Source organism: Methylobacterium sp. TK31 (genome assembly GCF_055361545.1).
Window position 1 is genome coordinate 590,691 of record NZ_CM143964.1, and the last position, 17,729, is coordinate 608,419.

At 67.9% G+C, this 17,729-nt stretch carries 17 protein-coding genes; 9 read left to right on the forward strand and 8 right to left on the reverse strand.

Going from position 1 to position 17,729, the window contains the following annotated elements:
• Window positions 1–95 precede the first annotated feature (95 nt).
• Together ACXJY8_RS02665 and ACXJY8_RS02670 are read right to left on the reverse strand one after the other, a co-directional pair.
• Entirely contained in the window at window positions 96–1,157 is a 1,062-nt protein-coding gene (locus tag ACXJY8_RS02665; RefSeq protein ID WP_463775963.1) for a YeiH family protein, read from the reverse strand.
• 183 nt (window positions 1,158–1,340) lie between these two features.
• Window positions 1,341–1,979 carry a 2,3-bisphosphoglycerate-dependent phosphoglycerate mutase gene (locus ACXJY8_RS02670; protein WP_463775964.1) on the reverse strand — a complete coding sequence of 213 codons (639 nt, stop codon included), beginning with the start codon at window positions 1,977–1,979 and terminating at the stop codon, window positions 1,341–1,343.
• A gap of 581 nt (window positions 1,980–2,560) precedes the next feature.
• Between ACXJY8_RS02670 and ACXJY8_RS02675 the strand changes: the two genes are divergently transcribed.
• From ACXJY8_RS02675 to ACXJY8_RS02690, 4 genes are read left to right on the forward strand one after another with little or no spacing between them, the layout of a single operon-like run.
• On the forward strand, window positions 2,561–3,271 hold the full coding sequence (locus tag ACXJY8_RS02675; protein WP_463775965.1) for a TIGR04282 family arsenosugar biosynthesis glycosyltransferase: 711 nt from the start codon (window positions 2,561–2,563) through the stop codon (window positions 3,269–3,271).
• Window positions 3,268–4,575: an MptA/MptB family glycosyltransferase gene (locus tag ACXJY8_RS02680; RefSeq protein ID WP_463775966.1), complete on the forward strand. Its 1,308-nt coding sequence runs from the start codon at window positions 3,268–3,270 to the stop codon at window positions 4,573–4,575. Before ACXJY8_RS02675 ends, ACXJY8_RS02680 begins: the two co-directional genes overlap by 4 nt.
• Window positions 4,572–5,645, forward strand: a complete 1,074-nt coding sequence (locus ACXJY8_RS02685; protein ID WP_463775967.1) for a radical SAM protein — start codon at window positions 4,572–4,574, stop codon at window positions 5,643–5,645. The genes ACXJY8_RS02680 and ACXJY8_RS02685 overlap by 4 nt, the downstream gene beginning before the upstream one ends.
• A complete protein-coding gene (locus ACXJY8_RS02690; protein ID WP_463775968.1) occupies window positions 5,642–6,364 on the forward strand; it encodes a glycosyltransferase family 2 protein in 723 nt (240 codons plus the stop codon). The genes ACXJY8_RS02685 and ACXJY8_RS02690 overlap by 4 nt, the downstream gene beginning before the upstream one ends.
• Before the next feature lie 36 nt (window positions 6,365–6,400).
• On the opposite strand, the gene ACXJY8_RS02695 is transcribed toward ACXJY8_RS02690, so the two are convergent.
• The 5 genes from ACXJY8_RS02695 to ACXJY8_RS02715 all read right to left on the reverse strand — a co-directional run bounded on the left by ACXJY8_RS02695 (window position 6,401) and on the right by ACXJY8_RS02715 (window position 11,275).
• Window positions 6,401–7,063 carry a DoxX family protein gene (locus ACXJY8_RS02695; protein WP_463775969.1) on the reverse strand — a complete coding sequence of 221 codons (663 nt, stop codon included), beginning with the start codon at window positions 7,061–7,063 and terminating at the stop codon, window positions 6,401–6,403.
• A gap of 30 nt (window positions 7,064–7,093) precedes the next feature.
• On the reverse strand, window positions 7,094–8,650 hold the full coding sequence (locus tag ACXJY8_RS02700; RefSeq protein ID WP_463775970.1) for a PhnE/PtxC family ABC transporter permease: 1,557 nt from the start codon (window positions 8,648–8,650) through the stop codon (window positions 7,094–7,096).
• Window positions 8,647–9,327: an ATP-binding cassette domain-containing protein gene (locus tag ACXJY8_RS02705; protein WP_463775971.1), complete on the reverse strand. Its 681-nt coding sequence runs from the start codon at window positions 9,325–9,327 to the stop codon at window positions 8,647–8,649. The genes ACXJY8_RS02700 and ACXJY8_RS02705 overlap by 4 nt, the downstream gene beginning before the upstream one ends.
• A gap of 17 nt (window positions 9,328–9,344) precedes the next feature.
• A complete protein-coding gene (locus tag ACXJY8_RS02710; RefSeq protein WP_463775972.1) occupies window positions 9,345–10,232 on the reverse strand; it encodes a putative selenate ABC transporter substrate-binding protein in 888 nt (295 codons plus the stop codon).
• Window positions 10,233–10,375: 143 nt separating this feature from the next.
• Complete coding sequence (locus ACXJY8_RS02715) at window positions 10,376–11,275, reverse strand: class I SAM-dependent methyltransferase (protein WP_463775973.1); 900 nt, start codon at window positions 11,273–11,275, stop codon at window positions 10,376–10,378.
• A 46-nt stretch (window positions 11,276–11,321) separates the two neighbouring features.
• On the opposite strand from ACXJY8_RS02715, the gene ACXJY8_RS02720 reads away from it, so the two are divergent.
• The 4 genes from ACXJY8_RS02720 to ACXJY8_RS02735 all read left to right on the forward strand — a co-directional run bounded on the left by ACXJY8_RS02720 (window position 11,322) and on the right by ACXJY8_RS02735 (window position 15,103).
• The gene (locus ACXJY8_RS02720; protein WP_463775974.1) at window positions 11,322–12,374 is read left to right on the forward strand and encodes a radical SAM protein; all 1,053 of its coding nucleotides are present in this window, start codon (window positions 11,322–11,324) and stop codon (window positions 12,372–12,374) included.
• Window positions 12,367–13,170, forward strand: coding sequence for an HAD-IIA family hydrolase (locus tag ACXJY8_RS02725; RefSeq protein ID WP_463775975.1), 804 nt, complete (start codon window positions 12,367–12,369; stop codon window positions 13,168–13,170). The genes ACXJY8_RS02720 and ACXJY8_RS02725 overlap by 8 nt, the downstream gene beginning before the upstream one ends.
• Window positions 13,171–13,240: 70 nt before the next feature.
• A complete protein-coding gene (gene selD / locus ACXJY8_RS02730) occupies window positions 13,241–14,290 on the forward strand; it encodes a selenide, water dikinase SelD (protein WP_463775976.1) in 1,050 nt (349 codons plus the stop codon).
• A gap of 3 nt (window positions 14,291–14,293) precedes the next feature.
• The gene (locus tag ACXJY8_RS02735; RefSeq protein WP_463775977.1) at window positions 14,294–15,103 is read left to right on the forward strand and encodes a nucleoside phosphorylase; all 810 of its coding nucleotides are present in this window, start codon (window positions 14,294–14,296) and stop codon (window positions 15,101–15,103) included.
• Here ACXJY8_RS02735 and senA read toward each other — a convergent pair.
• Window positions 15,100–16,404, reverse strand: coding sequence for a selenoneine synthase SenA (gene senA, locus ACXJY8_RS02740; protein ID WP_463775978.1), 1,305 nt, complete (start codon window positions 16,402–16,404; stop codon window positions 15,100–15,102). The genes ACXJY8_RS02735 and senA overlap by 4 nt on opposite strands.
• Window positions 16,405–16,431: 27 nt before the next feature.
• Here senA and senB point away from each other — a divergent pair, with 27 nt between their 5' ends.
• The gene (gene senB / locus ACXJY8_RS02745; RefSeq protein WP_463775979.1) at window positions 16,432–17,505 is read left to right on the forward strand and encodes a selenoneine biosynthesis selenosugar synthase SenB; all 1,074 of its coding nucleotides are present in this window, start codon (window positions 16,432–16,434) and stop codon (window positions 17,503–17,505) included.
• Window positions 17,506–17,729 lie beyond the last annotated feature (224 nt).

Here is a 17,729-nt window from a genome sequence, read left to right on the forward strand (position 1 = left end):
TGAGAATTTTCAATCTCCCGCCTGGTCCGGAATTCTTCGGGGCATCGCGCCGGATGAAAACCTGGATCGGTGGTGGAGCTGATTCCTCACGCGGATCAGACGAGGCCGAGCACATGGATCAGGCCGAGGCTGACGGCGCCGAGCGCGAGGAGCGAGGCGACCACCGCCAGCGTCACCCGCGCCCCGGCCTTGGCGACGCTGCGCACGTCGACCCCGAGGCCGAGCGCCGCCATCGAGACCACGGTGAGCAGATTGGCGGTCTCCGACATCGGCGCGAGCGCGACCTGCGGAACCAACCCGGCCGAGCGAAGGCCCGCGAGCGCAAGAAAGGCGAGGATGAACCACGGCACTAGGCGGTGAATCGCGAGGCTGGCGCGGGCCGGGCGGTCGCCGGCGGTGACGACGGGGGAGGCCTCGTCGGTTTCCTCGCGCAGCCGGCTTGCGCCGAGGGAGAGCACCAGGACGACCGGGCCGAGCATCAGCACCCGGACGAGCTTCACCAGGGTTCCGACCTGGACGCTGAGCGCCGCGACCGGCGCGGTCGCCGCGAGAACCTGGGGCACGGCGTAGACGGTGAGGCCGGCGAGCACCCCGTATTGCATCGGCGACAGGCCGAGCAGCGGCACCAGCAGCGGCAGGCCGAGCACCACCAGCACGCCGAGCACCGCGGTAAAGGCAATGGAGGCGGCGACGTCCTCGCCATCGGCACCGATCACCGGGGCCGTGGCGGCGATGGCGGAGTTCCCGCAGATCGAGTTGCCGCAGGCGACGAGGATCGCCATGCGCGGGTGCAGCCCGAGCGCCCGGCCGATGCCGTAGCTCGACACGATCGCGGCCACGACGACGCCCGCGATGCCGAAGAGCAGACCCGGACCGGCGGCAACAATCGTCGTGAGGCTGAGCGAGGCCCCGAGCAGAACGACCGCGATCTCCAGCACGGTCTTGGCCCCGAAGGCGATACCCGGAAAGAACCGCTGCGACGGGGTCCAGGCGGTGCGGATCGCGCTCCCGAGCAGGATCGCCAGCACCAGGACTTCGAGCCAGGCGCGACCCAACAGATGCGCCTCGACGGCCTCGAAGCCGACCGCTGCGGCGGTGACCGCCACGCAGAGGCCCAGTCCCGGAAGGATGGCTCTCGTGCCGGCCAAGGCGCCCATCGATCGAGGGTGAGAGAAAAGTCTGGGCACGGACATGGATGGCTCCGATGTGATGCCAGAGAATCCCATGTCCCTTTCATTCACTCCAACGGAATGATCAGATGTTTTCCATCAACGAAATAGATGAAAAGATGGCCCCTTCGCAGCTTGCGGAGCCCCATGCTGCGAGGTCGACAGGTGGATTCACGCGTCGATCCAGCGGGCCTTGATCGTCGTGTCCGCGGCAAACTCATAGATCCTGACGGAGCCCGTTGCGAGTTCGAGGTCCTCGACCTCCGCCGGGCTGAGGTCTTCGAGCGCCATCACAAGCGCCCGCAGGCAATTACCGTGGGCGACGACCAGCACGTCCCCGTCCATGACCGCCGGTAGGATGGATCGGAGGTAGCATGGCACGATGCGGGCGACGGTATCGCGCAGGCTCTCGCCGTTCGGCGGCGCCTCGGCGTAGGAGCGGCGCCAGGTCTCGATCCGCACCGCCCCCCAGCGCGCATCGGCGGTAGTCTTGTCGAGCCCGCTGAGGTCGCCGTAGTCTCGCTCGTCGAGCGCGGCGAAGCGTTGGGGAATCAATCCGGGTTGCCCGAGCGCATCGAGGATAAGCCGGCCGCTCACGACGGCCCGCGTCAGCGTCGAGGTGAAGGCAACAGAAAAGCGCCAGCGGCGCTCGGCCAAACGCCGGCCGGCTGCCTCCGCTTCCATCCGGCCCTGCTCGGTCAAGGGCGAGTCCAGCAATCCCGTGAACAGGCCGGATCGGTTGGCTACACTCTGGCCATGCCGGACCAGCACAAGACGTCTCGTGACCGGGGCTTTGCAATCGTGAATCACGCTGTCTCCCGAGGCAGAGCACTTTCGCGCCGGTTGCATCGCCTCTGATGAAGTCGGCATCCGGCTTTAACGAAATCCGACCCTGAGATGAGTTGGACCGGCTGTCCGGAGACGGCGATTCATCCTTGGTCCGCTTTAGAACGTCTTGCGACTGAAAGCAGCCAAGCTGCTTGCCACCCGACCCAGTCGTAGAACGGACGGACGAGAGACGCCCCGAACCAGTCGCTGTCGATCCTTCTTAAAAAGGGTTCAGTGTAGACAGTTCTAAACGGTGGGGGTCGAGAATAGAAACTCGTGCCGGCTGCTCTGTGAGAAGCGAGCCGCAGAGCTTCGCAAACGTGCCGATTAACGTGGCATAACGTGCCCAAGATCAGCCGAGCAGATACCCACCACGAGATTTCGACGATTGATCGCGGTCCTGTCACCTCGCGTCAGGCTTGCGACAGATAAAAGCGGTTGGACCTGACTTTGTGATTTGGCTTCCTGCGCCGAATGCCGTCTGTTTTCGCCCGGCACGCAGCGTACCAGATCTGACGCGCTCGAATGATATAAGTGCGGAGATGGGTGGGGATCGAGGACGCATGAGCGCAGCGCTCGGGATCATGTGCAAGGCCCCGCATCCTGGCCGAACCAAGACACGGCTCGCCGCCTTCCTCGGAGCGGAGCGCGCGGCCCTCCTCTCCGGCTGCTTCCTCAAGGATGTCGCCCAGGCTGTACTCGCAGTCCCGGACGCCTTCGCAACACAGGGCTATGGCGTCTACGCGCCGGCCGGAAGCGAGGCCGAGCTTGCGGAGATCCTGCCGCTTTCCTTTCGGCTCCTACTCCAGGACGGCAATGATTTCGGACGCGTCCTCGGATCGGCAGTGCAGCGGCTGCTGGGCGAGGCAGGCCATGACTGCGTCGTGCTGATCAATTCCGATTCGCCGACCTTGCCGGTGACGCTCCTCACCACTGCGATCACAGCCCTGCGGAGACCGGGTGACCGGGTCGTACTCGGGCCCGCGATCGACGGAGGCTACACCTTGATCGGCCTGAAGCGCGATCATCCCGAACTCTTCGTCGACATCCCCTGGAGCACGGGCGAGGTGCTGCGCCTGACCCTGGAGCGCGCCGCCATGATCGCCCTCGGGGTCGAGATGCTGCCGCTCTGGTACGACATCGACGACCTGGAGACCCTTCGGATCTTGCGGGCGGAGATCGCCGGAAGCCCACCGGCCTTCGCCGCGCCTGGCCTCGTCGGTGGACCGGCGGCGGAGACCAGCGCGATGTTGGCGGAATGGCCGGAGGTATGATCGTAGCCCCTGGCCCCTCCCGACGCCTCGTCCTCCTTGGCATCGTCGGGACGGTGCTGGTCGGCCTCGGGATGCCGGTGCTCCAGGGCCTCGGCGACAACGCCTTCCTCCTGCTCGTCATTGCCGGCGGGGTGATCGCGGCTCTGGGCGCACGCCTCGAGGGCATCGAGGGGCGCCGGGCCCTCGTCGTCATCGTCGGCACCGGCCTCGCCATGCGGGTGCTCGCGCTGCCCGCCCCGCCGATCCTGTCCACGGACATCTTCCGCTACGTCTGGGATGGGATCGTGCAGGGCGCCGGCATCAACCCCTATCGCTACGTTCCGGCCGATCCAGCGCTTGCGGACCTGCGCCCGGCGGCGGTCTATCCGTTCATTAATCGCGCCGATTATGCGGTGACCATCTATCCTCCGGTGGCGCAGACGTTCTTCTTCCTGGTGACCCGCCTGTCGGACAGCCCGCTCGCGATCAAGTTCGCACTCGTTGCCTGCGAGGGGGCGACCCTGCTGGCGCTCATCGGCCTGCTGCGCCTCACCGGGCAGCCGTCGACGCGGGTCGCGGCCTATGCCTGGCACCCGCTGCCGGTCTGGGAGATCGCCGGCCAGGGCCATGTCGACGGGCTGATGATCGCCCTGATGATCCTCGGCCTGTGGCTCGCCCTCATCGTCGGACGGCGCTACGGGGGCGCGGGCGCCATCGTGTTGGCGGCCCTGGTCAAGCCCTTCGCCCTCATCGCCCTGCCGGGCCTGTGGCGGCCGTGGGACTGGCGCATGATCGCGCTCGTGCCCCTCGTCGTCGCGGCGGCCTATCTGCCCTACCTGTCCGTCGGACGCGGCGTGCTCGGCTTCCTCGCCACAGGCTACGTTCAGGAGGAAGGCCTAGCCTCGGGCTGGGGCTTCACCCTGCTGCGGCTCTGGCGTTTTTCCGCCGGTGAATGGCCGCACGACACCGGGATCTATCTCGGGCTCTGCCTCGCGATCCTGGCGGCCCTAGCCCTGAGAACCGGTTTTCGAAGGGACCGCACCCCGGAGCGGAGCCTACGCGACATCAATTTTTCGATCGTGATGTTACTCTTCCTGCTCTCGCCCGAATTCCCCTGGTATCTGTTGATGGCGGTGCCGTTCCTGAGCATCGCCGCGACGCTTCCAGGCTGGGTCCTAACGGTGGGAGGCTTCATGCTCTACGATGTCGTTCCCGGCGATCTGCAGCTGTCCTACGACGACCGCTCGGCGATCCTCGCCGCCCTCGTCGTAGCCGCCGCTTTGGCGCAGGTGACATTCACGCGACGACCGGGAGCCTTCCGATGACCAGCGGCACTGCCACAGCCCCCCCGGCCGTCGACCCGCGCCGCTACCACGAGGCAGCGCCGAAGTCGGTAGGAGCCTTCGTCGAGCGACCGCCGGTATGCCTCTACCTAGAGGTGACGAACCGCTGCAACCTGCTCTGCACCACATGCCCGCGCACCTATGTCGAGCTCGAGCCGCCGGCCGACATGAGCTGGGAGCTTTTCACGCGCATCGTGGACCAGGTACCGGATCTCAGCCGGGCAGTGCTGCACGGAGTCGGCGAGCCGATGCTGGTCAAAGACCTGCCCCGAATGGTCCGCTACCTCAAGGATCGCGGCACCTACGTCCTGTTTAACACTAACGGCACGGTGCTGTCGGAGAAGAACGGCCGCGCCCTCATCGGGGCGGGTCTCGACGAGTTGCGTGTCTCACTCGATGCGTCGACGCGCGCGTCCTACATCACCGTGCGCGGCAAGGATTACTTCGAGCGTATCCTGAAGAACGTCCGTGCCTTTCGGGCCATGCAGGAGCGCGAGGGTCACGCTAAGCCTCGGGTCTCGGCCTGGCTTACCGGCCTCAAGGAAACGCTGCCCGAGCTTCCCGCCTTCGTGCGTTTGGCGGCCGAGACCGGCGTGAAGGAGGTCTACCTGCAGCGCCTCGTCTATTTCGAGAACGATGCCATCGGCATGGCGCGTCCCGACCAAGCCCTCTACGAGCGCATGGAGGCGGACGAGGCTCACTACCTCGCGGAAGCGGAGGCGGTCGCAGCGGAACTCGGGCTCACCTTCTCGGCCTCCGGCGCCGCCAGCGAGCCCGGCATGAGCCTGAAGCGCGACGACGATGGCTCGCCCTGGTCGCTCTGTCGTCGACCCTGGAACGTAATGTACTTCACAGCCAACGGCCGGGCGCTTCCCTGTTGCATCGCTCCATTCTCGCAGCGCGGCTACGAGAACTACACGCTCGGCGACGCCACTCAGGATAGTCTGCGGGCGATCTGGAACGGCGCCGCCTACACCGATTTTCGTGCCGCGTTGCTTTCCGACACGCCGCCGCATGCCTGCGGCAATTGCGGGCTGCGCTGGAGCCTGTGAACGCTACCCCGTTCGTCACCGCAATCGTGCCCTGCCTCGACGAGGAGACGGCGATCCCCGACGTCGTCGCCGGGCTGCTGGCGAACGGGGCCGACGCAGTCATCGTCGTCGATGGGGGCTCGCGGGATGCGACCGCCGCGCGTGCCAGGAGCGCCGGTGCACGCGTCATCGTGGAGCTGCGCCGGGGATATGGCCGGGCGATCCAGGCGGGCATCGCCGCGGTGACGCCCGAGACCGACATCGTCTTGTTCGTCGACGGGGACGGAAGCGACCGGCTCGACCGCGTCCCCGACCTGCTCGACCCGATCCGCGCGGGTCGCGCCGATTTCGTACACGGCTCCCGGGTCCGCGGCGCGCGCGAGCCGGGCGCCATGAGCCCGCAGCAAATCGTGGCCGGACACCTCGCAGGGTGGCTGCTGCGCCTCACCTACGGCACCAGCTTCACCGACATGTCGCCGTTTCGCGCCATCCGTCGCGACGCCCTGGCGCAGCTCGGCATGCGCGACGAGACCTATGGCTGGAACCTCGAGATGCTGATGCGGGCTGCCGCATCGGGCCTCCGCTGCGAGGAGATCGCGGTCGGCCAGCGACCCCGGCAGGGCGGCGCCTCCAAGGTCTCCGGCGACTGGCGGGTGGGCCTGCGCGCCGCATGGATCATCGGCACGACTTTCCTGCGCCTCTCTCGCGGACTCGCCCGTGAGAGAGGCGCCCGCGAATGACTTATGCGCGAGGAATGCTCTGCCGGCTGGGTGTGGTCAGGTGGCGACGCGCACGAAGCGCGCGGCCCAGCCATGGGTCAGGCCCGGCGGGAAGCGACGGCGCAAGTCCGCATCGAGGCCGAGGCTGCGCCCAGCTCCGAAGACGCTGAACAGGCCCATGAGGCCGGCCAGGAAGACGTAGGTCCAGGGCCATTCCTGCGGGTGGAGGTAGAGGCCGAGCCAGAGTTGAGCCACGAACAGGACCCCGACGACACCGGTGATCCGCACCCCGAGACCGAGGAGCAGCGAGGCCGCGAAAGTCAGTTCGGTGAGGAAGACGAAAATGTCGAGGATGTAGAAGTTCGGCGTCGGCAGCAGCACGGTCTTGACGAGGTCGCGATGGATCTGGAAGGCGGCGTTCGTCACCTCCTCGCCGGTCCAGAAATACAGTCCGTTCTCGGTGGAGAGGAACGGCAGCTTCCAGAGCATGCCCTGGAACCACATGGCCCCAATCAGGGCGCGCAGCACCCACATCGTGAGATCGCGTCCGTTGCGCTGCGCCGGATCCTCGATCCATTCGCGCAGAGCGATGAGGAGGCTCGCCAGGACCAACAGGGCGAAGCCGGCGACCACGAGCCAGCGCCCGTGGCCGAGGCCGAGCTGGTCGCTCTGCTGTCCGAGGAAGAAGGCCCACGTGTCGGTGAAGGGGTCGGTTCGCATGAGCCTTATCCTGGGTTGGGGGGACGTCCGTCAGGAGCAGACCGGCCGGAGAGGTCCGGCCGGAGCACCATTCACGGGCTCCGAGAGGCGGGTCGGCAGATCGGCGAGGCGCAAGGATCGGCGCAGCGCCCGGGACAGGGCATCCACCAGGGTCGTCAGCAGGGCGGTGGCGACGATCAGCATCACGGCGACGTCGAGGCGCAGTTCGGAGATCGCGGCGTCGACATAGAAGCCCAGCGTCGTCACCCCGAGGATGCCGAAGATCGCGCTCTCGCGCAGGATGAGCTCCCACCGGTAGAGCAGGTAGGCCAGGAACTGCCCGTAGAGCCGGGGCACCGTCTCGTAGGCGTAGAGATTCAGGCCGGACGGTGCGTCGGCCCGGTAGGGCAGACCGTCGGCGTGGCGGCCCATCAGGTAGCCGACGATGCCCGCATTGTGGATCGTCAGCGCCAGGATCGCCGGCAGCATCGAGGGGCCGAGCAGCTGCAGCAGCACGTAGGCCAGCATGTATTCCGGCGTCGAGCGTACGACGACCAGGAGGACGCGCCCGAAGGGCTGGCCGATCGGCCCGGAGAACCGGCGCGAGACTAAGGGGAACAGGAGCAGCGCGCCGAAGGCCGTGGCCACCAGCGCGACCTGCGCGAGGACCAGGGTCTGGAACGCGCCGGGTAGCACCTGCTGCATGAGGATGGGCCGGAACCAGACTCCCAGCCTTGCCCAGGTCTCGGGATCGAGGATGGCGCCGGAGCGAAGCGGGCTCGGGACGATGTCGTGGCTCACGAACCGTCCGAGGCTGGCGAGCCAGTTCGTCGTGCCGATGGTCTTCGGGAGGGCGAGGACGCTGGCGACGAGGAGAACGGGAAGCGTCGAGAACCGCATCCACATGCGGCGCGAGCCGATCAGGACGTAGAACACGAGGAGCAGCGCTCCGGCCTCTGCGTAGCGGCCCTGGCGAAAGGCGGATTCGAGGTAGAAGCCCATGGTCGGCAGGCCGATGAAGCCGAGCACCAGGGTCGAGCGCATGGCGCATTCGAAGCGGTAGAGCGTGTAGTGCCGGAATGCCGCCGCAACGTCCGGCAGGCGGCCATAGGCGAAGGCCGAGAGCGCCCCAGTCCCCTCGGGCAACACCCGCAGGGCCGAGAGGTCCGCCTCCTCGATGATCTCGGAATAGACCTTGGCGCAGATGCCCGCATAGGGCAGCGCGATGGCGAGGATGCCTGTGGTGGCCGAGAGGCCGAACACCTGCATCAACAGCAGGGCCCAGAACAGTTCGTGCACCGAGCGCAGGCCCGCGCAGACCAGGCGCACGCTGCGGAACCGTGCGAAGGGAGTCGCCAGGACGAAGCCGGCGCTCGCCCCCAGCGTCACCCCCAGGATGGCGAACGCGACGGTATGGACGACGCTCCAGACTTCCACAGAGAGGAGGTCGGGATGGATCAGGCCGCCGAGCAGGCGCTGAAGATCGGCCCAGGGGTGGAGGCTGGTGACGGCGAGATCGGCGACGAGCAGCGCCGCCAGCGCGGCGCCGACGAACCAGCGGGTCACCGCCGCGTAGCCCCAGCCGGGGATCGACCGGAGGGCGTTCACGCGGCTTGCCCGTAGAACGGCACGAGGGCCGATTCGTCGAGGTCCCGCGAGGGCGCGTCGAGCACGATGCGCCCGGCATCTAGGACCACGATCCGGTCCGTATACGCAAGCGCCAGAGCGATGTCGTGCAGCGCCAGCACCAGGGTGCGGTGACGCGCGGCGAGCCGCTCCAAGACGAGACCGCCCTGCAGGCGGTCGAGGGCCGAGACGGGTTCGTCGCCGATCAGGATCGGGCGCCCGTTGTAGAGCGCGCGCGCCACCGAGACGCGCTGCTGCTGGCCGCCCGACAAAGCGCCGGCTTTGGCTCGAAGCTCGTCCGCGAGCCCGACCTCGCCCAGCACCGAGCGGATTTCGGCGAGGTCGGCGCGGCCCGGGAAGGCCAGAGTGCGCAGGTTGTGCAGGGTCGACCGCTGATCGAGCCGGCCCATGTAGACGTTGTGGAAGACCGATAGCGTTCGGACCAGGGCCGCCGCCTGCGGGATCAGGGCGACGCGGGCGCGCGCCTGGGCGTGGATTAGCCCCAGGAGGGTGGACTTGCCGGCGCCGGAGCGCCCCATCAGGGCGACCCGCTCGCCGGAGCGGATGGTCAGGTCCACGCCGTGGAGCACCGGCTTACCGTCATAGGCCGCCCGGGCACCCGAGAGCACGATCTCCGCTTCGGGCTCGGTGAGGGACACGGCGCCGCGCTCTCGTTTCAGTCCAGCAGGCCCGTGGATTTCGCCACGCGCTCCACCGGCTCGTAGGCGGCATTGGTCACGGGGATGAACTTGGAGCGCGCGAAGGGAGCGAGGATGGCAGGATCGGTGATGCCGATCAGGGCCGCCTTCAGCTTGTCGGTGAAGCCGGCGCCGTAGATCGCATCGACATCGCCACGCACGGTCCACTGGTAGTCGGGAAAGGGTGGGCTCTCCCAGATGACGTCGACCTCTTTCGGGTCGACCTTGCCGGCCTTCGTGTCGAGGTCCCAGACCGAGTAATCCACCGCGCCGACCTCGAAGGCGCCGGACTGGACGAGCTGGATTGTACGGCTGTGGTCGCCGGAGAAGCCGACGCGAGAGAACACCTCCTCGGGCGTCTTGCCGGGGAACGCTTCGCGGATGAAGTATTCCGGCATCAGCCGGCCCGAGGTCGAGGCCCGAGAACCGAAGGTGAAGGTCTTGCCCGCGATCTCCTTCGGGAAATCCGCCGACTTCGCCAGGCCGGTCTTGGTGTTGGCGAGGAGGTAGGTCTTGAAGGCGGCGTCCTCGGCGCCCTGCGCGATGGCTTGCGCCCCGGGCGAGGCCTTGCGCGCCTGCACCCCGGTGAAGCCGCCGAACCAGGCGAGCTGGACCTGACCGTTGGTGAAGGCCGTCACCGCCGCCGGATAGTTCTTCACGGGGATATAGGTCACGGGCACGCCGAGCTTACTCTCAAGATAGGTAGCGACCTTGCCGAAGCGCTCGACGAGGCGGCTCTCGTCCTGATCGGGAATGCCCGTGAACACAAAAGGCGGCTTGGCGCGCTCCTGCGCCCCTGCCGCGTTGGACACGAGCAGGAATCCCAAACCCAGCAGCAGCGACCCGCTCAACGTCCGTCTCAGCATCGACCGTCCCCCGACTATTATGCGGCGTTGTACGATGCCAAGCAGGCATCGATGTCCAATCAATTGACGGCTATTGCGAGCCCGACGGTACGAAGCCCGGCGGACCCTGTCGATGAGGCTTTTCGCGCCGAGTGGGCGCCGGGTTACAGACTGGTTGTCTCGTTCTCATTCGTCGCCCGACCGAGTGCGAGGAAGGCCACGGCCCCGAGGGCGACCGGCCCATCGCCCTGGTCCCGCCGAAGATCCTCCGCGAAGCGAGCCAGTACCGCTTCCCGGTCGCGGCCCTGCGCATCGAGCATCGCGGCGAGGCCGGGGGCGAAGGCGAGGTGCTCTGCGAGCCACGCTGCGGACTTGGCACGCAGATCCGCCTCGATGCGAACGATGCGATCGAGGGGCACCTCCGCCGCATCGAAGAGGGCCCGAAGAGCTGCCTCCTCGCGGAAGCGCAACTGGGCAGGGCCCTCCGCGGGCGGCGCCTGGGTGCCGCGAACCGACGTCACCGCCGCGATCAGCCGGCTCACCAGTTCGTAGTTCTGCGGCTCGGTCCAGGTCACCACCGCGATCGGGCCACCCGGGCGCACCACGCGTCCCATTTCGCGGAGGGCGCAGACCGGATCGGGGCAGAGGATGATTCCGAAGATCGACAGGGCCGCGTCGCAGGCGCTGTCGGCCAGCGCAAGGGCCTGCGCATCCATAGCGGCCGCCCAAACGGGCAGTGCGCCATTCCGGGCCCGCGCCCGGATGCGCGCAGCCATGCCCTCGGCCGCGTCGATGGCGATAACTCGCGATCCACGGGACGCCGCCATCAGAGCGGCACCGCCGGTTCCGGCACCGACATCGAGGCAGAGTCTGCCGGGCGCGAGCTCGAGGGACTGAAGCGCGGCGTCTGCGAACTCGTTGGTGATGGGCTCGAACGCGGCCTCATAGGCCTCGGCGAACAGGCTCCAGCGCGCGGGCTGCTGATCTTGCTGAAGACGTGATGTCACCGGGACGCCCCTCCGTGCGAAAGGTATCGTAACATCCCGCGGCACGACACCGGTCATTCCGGATCGCCGGTCCGGATCAGACAGGAGAATCTTTGTGGCTCCGATGTCCCAAACACCCGTTCTCCCGGCGGCGCTCCAAGCCGGCCCGGCCCCGTCCTTCTCCCTCGGGATCGGGCTGACCAACGAGTGCAATCTCGCCTGCAGTTTCTGTTACCGCGACCCGGACCGGCTGGACCGGCTCGGTCCCGATCAGGTCCGCGCCGTGATCGACAGTCTGCCGGTCCGGTCGGTCAATCTCGGCACCGGCGAGAACGGGATGCATCCCCAGTTCGGGCTGCTCCTCGACCTGCTGCGGGCCGAGCCGATCAAGCTGACGATCACCTCAAACGGGCACTCGATCGCGGTGATCGACGACGACGCGGTGCGGGCCTTCGCCGATGTCGAGTTCTCCATCGATTATCCAACCCGCGAGGAGCAGGACGCGCAGCGCGGCGCGGGCAACTGGGACCTGGTAATGGCGCAGGCCGCGCGTTGCCGGACGCTCGGCGTCGGCGTCACCTTCATCGCGGTGATGATGCGCACGAACTTCGATCGCCTACACGAGATCGCCGCGATCGCACGGGACTTCGACGCGCCCCTACGCATCAACGTCTACCAAGCGGTGCGCACCGATGCCTTCGCGCTCACCTACGAGGAATACTGGAGCGGATTCGCGCGGCTGTTCTCCGAGACCGACGTGATCGCCATCGGCGAACCCTTGGTCCGGGCGATGGCCGGCCTGCCGGCGCGCAAGGGCGGCTGCGGCGTCGGTACCGTCCGGGTGACGCCGCGGGCCACGGTGCAGCCCTGCGTCTACTGGGGCGGCACCGGTCAGAGCCTCGACACTCTGCGCGAGTCGGGCAGCGGCATCGTCGAGACGGCCCCCTTCGCGGCCGCCCGCGCTCTGCCCGAGCCCTGTCGAGGCTGCGCGCACGAGGATGCCTGCCACGGCGGCTGCGCCGGGCGGCGCCGCCTGATGGAGCGCCTTGATCAGGTCGACCCTTATTGCCCGATCGTGCGCGGCGAGTCCCGGCCACTTGCGATCAGCATGGCGCCGGCCCGCGAACTCCCGAAACTCGAGAGCGCCTGCACCACGATCGTTCAAGCGCGTGGCTGACGCGGCCGAAGCCATCGCAGGTCTGGGCCGGATCGCGAATTCCTACGCGGTCGTGCTGTGTGACGTGTTCGGCGTGCTTCACAATGCGACCGAGGTCCGTCCCGCTGCTGTCGCCGCGCTCCGGATTTTCCGTGCGGGCGGCGGGACCGTGGTGCTCGTCTCTAATTCCTCCGAACTGGGCCCCCGGCTTGCCGAGACGCTCCGGTCACGCGGCGTGGCTCCCGAATACGACGCGCTCGTCACCGCGGCCGACATTGCCCGCATCCTCCTGAATGAGCAGGCATCGGAGCGGGTCCACCACATCGGCGCGGCGCGCGACCGCGTCCTGTTCGACGGCACCGGCGTTACCCTGACCGGGGTCGAGGCCGCCGATCTGATCGTGTGTACCGGCTATCCAGACCGGGACGACGATCTCGACGTGGTCCTGGCTCGCGCACTCCGCCTCGGTCATCTCCTGCTCTGTACCAACCCGGACACGAGCCTGATGGTGGATAGGACGCATCTGCGCTTTGCCGGCCTCGTGGCGGAGCGCTACCGCACCCTCGGCGGCACCGTCATCGAGACGGGCAAGCCCGGCGCGCTGATCTACCGAGAGGCTTTGGAGCGGGCAGCCGATCTTCGAAAGCGGCCGGTCGCACCCGAGCGGGTACTCGGCATCGGCGACACCTGGGCCCTAGACGTGATCGGGGCGCTGCACGCCGGGTTCAGCGCACTTCACATCGACCGCGCTGAGGCACACGCCCGCCCGCCGGACTACTCGGGCCGCCTGTACCGGATGCCTTATCTTGTCTGGTAGGTCCGCTCTTGTCTGGTAGGACACCCCAGACCATCAAGCGTCAAAAGCCGCGCCGCCACAGGATTCAGCTATGGATATGCCTCCGGTTCGCCTCACCAGCCTCGCTCACGGCGGAGGATGCGGCTGCAAGCTCGATCCCGAAGTGCTGCGCACGCTTCTCGCCGACCAGCCGGTGGCCGGCCCGTTCGAGCGCCTGCTCGTCGGCAACGAGACTGCCGACGATGCGGCGGTCTGGGCTCTCGATGATGTGACGTGCCTCATAGCCACCACGGACTTCTTCACGCCGATGGTGGACGATCCGCATGATTTCGGCCGGATTGCCGCCACCAATGCGATCTCCGACGTCTACGCCATGGGTGGACGGCCGATCCTAGCGCTGGCGATCCTGGGCATGCCGGTGGGCAAGATTGCGCCTGAGATCGTTGCCCGAATCCTGAAGGGAGGGGCGGCGACGTGCGCAGAGGCGGGCATTCCCATCGCGGGCGGCCACTCGATCGATACGCCGGAGCCGATCTACGGTCTGGCGGTGATCGGCCTGACCGACCGCGCCCGTATCCGCCGCAACGCCGACGCGCAGGCCGGGGACGTCGCCATCCTGACGAAGCCCCTCGGCGTCGGCATTTACTCCGCCGCGATCAAGCGCGAGGCCCTCGACGGTGCCGGTTACGCCGACTTTGTCGCCACCACGACACGGCTGAACAAGGTCGGGGCGGATCTGGCGGGGGACGCGGACGTGCACGCCATCACCGACATTACCGGCTTCGGCCTCCTCGGCCACGGGCTCGAACTCGCGCGTGGTGCCAGCCTGACCTTCGTCATCGAGGGCGGCGCGATCCCGCTCCTGCCCCGGGCCGAAGCGCTGGCGCGGGACGGGTTCGTCACCGGCGCCTCGCATCGCAACTGGGCGAGCTTCGGCGACCACGTTGCCCTGCCCGAGGATCTGCCGGACTGGCGCCGTCACATCCTGACCGACCCTCAGACGTCCGGCGGTCTGCTCGTGACCTGCACGCCCACACGGGCGGAGGCGATCCTCGCCCAGGTCCGGGCCGCGGGCTTCGCGCAGGCCGCGATAGTCGGACGGTTCGAAGCCGGGCCCGCCGGTATCCGGGTCGAGGCCTGAGGCGTGGCGGTACCCCCGAGCGACGTGAAATCCGCCCCGATCCTGCGCGACAAGACGCACGGGGCGGCCTCGGAGTTCACGCCCGAGAGCCTGCTGCGCGAGGCCAAGCGTCAGCGTGGTCTCAGGGAAGGCCGGGTGCCCGCGCTCTGCGTGCTCGACCCGGACGGCGACATCGTCCGCCATCTACAGGCCACGGGAGGTGCGGAGCGCGACCCGGACTGGGCCTGCTATCACAGCGAGTTGCACCGCTTCGTAGCTGGCGGGCGCGAATTCGGCATCATCGGCTGTGCGGTCGGGGCACCCTACGCGGTGCTGGTGGCCGAGCAGATGTTCGCCGCGGGATGCGAACTTCTGATCAGCATCACCTCGTCCGGCCAGATCACGCCGTTGCGGCCACCGCCCTACTTCATCCTCATCGAAGCGGCCCTGCGTGACGAGGGCACGAGCTACCATTACCTCCCGGCCTCCGAGTTCGCTCAGGCATCCGCCGAACTCGTCGCGGCCCTGGCGCCGGCCCTCACGGACGTCGGCGAGCCGGTCGAACGCGGCACGACCTGGACGACCGATGCCCCCTACCGGGAGACGCAGACGGCCATCGCAGCGGCCCTTGCGCGGGGCATTCTTGCCGTCGAGATGGAGGCCGCGGCGCTCTATGCCTTCGCGCAGGCTCGCGGGAAAGCGGTGGTGTGCTTCGCCCACGTCACCAATCAGATGGGTCAGGTCGGCGATTTTGAGAAGGGCGAGGCCAACGGTGCGACGGCGGCGCTCCGCCTCGTCGCGGCCGTGGCGGACGCGTGGTTCGCCGCACGCTAAAGTGCCACCGTTCGAAAACCGGCGAACACGTCGCGACGCTCCGGCCCGAAGAAGTTGCGATAGCTGGTGTCGACCATGCGCGAGCGCGTAACCCAGGCGCCGCCGCGCAGGACCTTGCGGGTGCCGAAGGCGGGCTCGGAATACTCCTTATAGGCGTCAGGCGCGAAGCCGGGGAAGGGCAGGAACGCACTCGCCGTCCATTCCCAGACGTTGCCGAGCATCTGACGGCAGCCCCAAGCGCTGTCGCCCGCGGGATAGGCGGCTACATCGACGCAGCCGAGATGAACGCCGTCGAGATTGGCGAGGTCCGGTGCCGGCGCCGCCTCGCCCCAGGGGTAGGCACGCTTTCCCGCTCCGAGCGTCCCGTCGCTGGACGGTGCTCCGGCGGCGGCGGCTTCCCACTCCGCCTCCGTTGGCAGGCGTCGTTCCGCCCAGCGACAATAGGCGTTGGCCTCGTGCCAGTTGACATGAACGACCGGCTCGTCTGGAGCGAGGGGCTCCTCGCGGTCGAAGCGTCGGATCATCCAGTCCCTGGCGCCGTCCCGCGTCCAGTAGACTGGATGCGCGGCTCCGTTAGCGTCGCGCCAGCGCACGCCCTCTACATCCCAATGGGCGTCCTCATGGTAGCCGCCATCCGCCACGAAGGATGAGAATTCCGCGTTCGTCACCGGAGCGCGGGCGATGCGAAACGGCGCCAAGGCGACCGGATGCGCCCATTTCTCGTTGTCGAAGACGAAGCCGCCCCCGGGCTCGGACCCGAGCCGCCAGGTTCCTCCGCCGACGGCGACGTCGCCGGGCCAGGGGCCGGATCCAGTATGTTTGGCCGAGGCCGACACGGCGAACGCCGGCGCCGGGTAACCGAGGGTCTGGCGCGTATAAGTGAAGGCCTCGTCATGCATGTCCTCGTGGAAGGTCACGAGTTGATAGAGCTCGGCCTCCTCCGCCGTGGGCGCGCGTCCGTCGAGCCGGCGCACCAGCGCTTCCTGGACTTGCGCCATGTACTGGAGCGTCTCGGGAAGTGGCAGCAGCGGGATGGACCAGCGCGTCCCATGAGGCACCCGCGCGGAATCGTAGAGCGCATCTGCCTCCGCGTTCAGCGGCGGATGGCCGTCGAGGCCGCGCAGGATGAACTGTTCGTGAAACCAGGCGAGATGCCCGATTTCCCACAGGAGGGGGTTCACGATATCGACTCGTGGCCCCATGAGACGGTCGCGGTCGAGACCGGCCACGAGTTCGAGCGTTCGCGTCCGGGCATCCTCCAGCATCGCCAGGAGACCGGCGGCGGAAACTTGTGCGCTCATCAACCGTCCCGGAACCCTGTTAAATCCATGAAAATCAGCCTCATCACGCCTGCAGCAAAGACGTCCCGTGCCGGCAACCGGACGACGGCGATGCGCTGGGCCCGCATTCTCGGCGATCTCGGGTACCGAGTCGATGTGGCGACGACGTACGAGGCGGGTTCGGACGCCGACTTGATGCTGGCGCTGCATGCCTGGCGTAGCGCCGTGTCCATCGCGCACTTCAAGGCGCGGCACGCCGACCGGCCGTTGATCGTCGCGCTCACGGGGACGGACCTCTACCACTATCTCGACGCTGACCCCGAGCCGACCCTGCGTTCCCTCAACCTAGCCGACCGCTTGATCGGCCTGCACGACCTCGTTCCCGCCGCCCTGCCGGAGCGTTACCGCCATAAGGTCGACATCGTTCTCCAGTCCGCGCTGGCGCGTCGAGAGCGCTGGCCCGTCTCCGAGGAGGCTTTCGAGGTACTCGTGGTCGGACACCTGCGCGCCGAGAAAGACCCGTTCTGCGCCGCCCGGGCGGCCCGACGCCTTCCCGCCCGGTCCCGCATCCGCATCGTCCATCTCGGCGGCGCGCATGACGCGGTCTGGGCGAGCCGGGCGGAGGCCGAGATGGCGGGCAATCCGCGCTACACCTGGCTTGGCGACCAGCCCGGCTCCTTGACCCGGCGCTGGTTGACCCGCGGCCGGCTCATGGTCTTGAGCTCGCAGCAGGAGGGCGGCGCCAACGTGATCTCCGAGGCCGTAGTGGCCGGCCTACCGGTAATTGCCTCCGACATCCCCGGAACCCGCGGTCTGCTTGGGCCGGACTATCCGGGCTACTTCCCAACTGGCGACGACGCTGCCCTGGCTGCGATGCTTCTGCGCGCCGAGGAGGAGCCTGCGTTCCTTCCAACTTTGCATGACTGCGGCGGAATGCGTGCGCGACTGTTCTCCCCAGCGCGTGAGCGCGAATCGCTTCGCCAAATCTTCGCGCGGTACACGGAGGCCCACGATGGGAACGACATCCGATTGCCCGGCACGAGCGCGGACGCGTTCGCCAGCGATGCGTCGAGCCGCTGTGGCGGCCAGTCGAATCACGCTGCCGCCAGCGCCTTCGATTAGCACTCGAAGCCTTCGACCTTGGTGGCGGAAGCTCCGTAGATGCTAGTAAAGCTCGGCCTTGTCATGTGGCGGCTAGGTCGAGGGCATTGCGGAACTGAAATACCCGAAATGCGGTGGCCCGGGCGACCGAATCGTCCTTGGCCAGCGCGGCGCCAGTTGCGAGGAAAGGGAGCGCTGCGGCGAGCTTGCCGAGATCATTGTCGGGCTGAAGAGAATGCTTGACG